The organism is Planococcus sp. CAU13 (assembly GCF_000775575.1).
GTDB lineage: Bacteria > Bacillota > Bacilli > Bacillales_A > Planococcaceae > Planococcus.
Map to the genome: position 1 here is coordinate 1 of NZ_JRGN01000118.1, position 1208 is coordinate 1208.

At 42.0% G+C, this 1208-nt stretch carries 1 protein-coding gene; it reads left to right on the forward strand.

The window, feature by feature from the left end:
* Positions 1 to 127: 127 nt before the first annotated feature.
* Positions 128 to 1081: a nuclease-related domain-containing protein gene (locus KW93_RS05080; protein WP_033541898.1), complete on the forward strand. Its 954-nt coding sequence runs from the start codon at positions 128 to 130 to the stop codon at positions 1079 to 1081.
* Positions 1082 to 1208: the final 127 nt, after the last annotated feature.

Here is a 1208-nt window from a genome sequence, read left to right on the forward strand (position 1 = left end):
ATGCTTTTCGCAGGCGAAAAGCGAAAAAACAAGAACCTTAAAAGTACCCCGAAAAAATTGTTAGAATTGTTTATTAATTTATTCTCCACAATGCTATAATTCATTTACATTGAGATTAGGGGTGACCATGATAAAGGAAAAAATTGAACTTTTGCCAGCGGCGCAGGCGATTATGCATTTCATCAGCAGGCTGCCGGAGAACCATCCTCAAAGGCCTTACCTTGAAAACCAGCTCCACCGGAAGACTGCCGGTGAACGTGGGGAGGAAAGAATGCAAAAGAAATTTATCGAGTTTCGTCCAGATTGTAAATTTACGGTGTTGTGGAATATCGGACTGAAAATGGAAGGCTGGATTACACAGTTCGACGGCATCGTCATTACGGAGAAAGGCATCATCATATTGGATTCAAAAAATGTCAGCGATGATCTGCATTTCAATAATGAGACCGATGAATTTATTCGGCTGAATTCAAAAGGAGAACGCCTGATACTGGAGAATCCGGTTTATCAGTTGAACAAAAATATACTTTTTTTGACTGAGTGGTTCGAAGAGAGAAATCTTCCTCTTCCTGTAAAAGGCCTTATCATTTATACGTCTGCCAATTGTATGTTTCAATCCAAGCCGACTGGCGCGCCAGTGTGCAAAACCTATCAGATGAACGGGTATCTGTACGAGATCCTTCGATCGTTTCCTTCAGATACCGCACCTTTAAATATCAATAAAATTAGAAAGTTGATCGAGAAGAATCACACTCCCTACAGGAGAAAGCCTCTTTGTCAGACTTACTTCATCAATTCCGCTGAGCTGCGCAGAGGCGTTCTGTGCCCGGAATGCAAGGATTATCTTATGGTACGGGATAAGAGAAGCTGGATCTGTCACGACTGCCAGTATAAAGATGCCACAGCCCACCATCTTGCGTTACAGGAATACCTTACCTTTATCGATACGAGTATCACGAATAAAGACTTTCGTTCTTTTTGCCTGCTGGACTCGCCAGCTGCTGCACGGAGAATATTGGTGCAATATGATTTTTTCATATCCGGGGACCATAAATCCCGGCAATACAGGATAAAAGAATAATCTGATTGCCGGCTGCCGTTTTTGGCGGTTTTTTTGTTGGAGAAAACACTTAACGACGATATAGATTTTTGAACGCCGATATAATTCGCTGAACGATGATATCTACCTTGCGAACGACGATATAATC

Coding starts and splice junctions, on each gene's coding strand:
- KW93_RS05080 (WP_033541898.1), top strand. CDS start 128: ATGATAAAGGAAAAAATTGAACTTTTGCCAGCGGCGCAGGCGATTATG.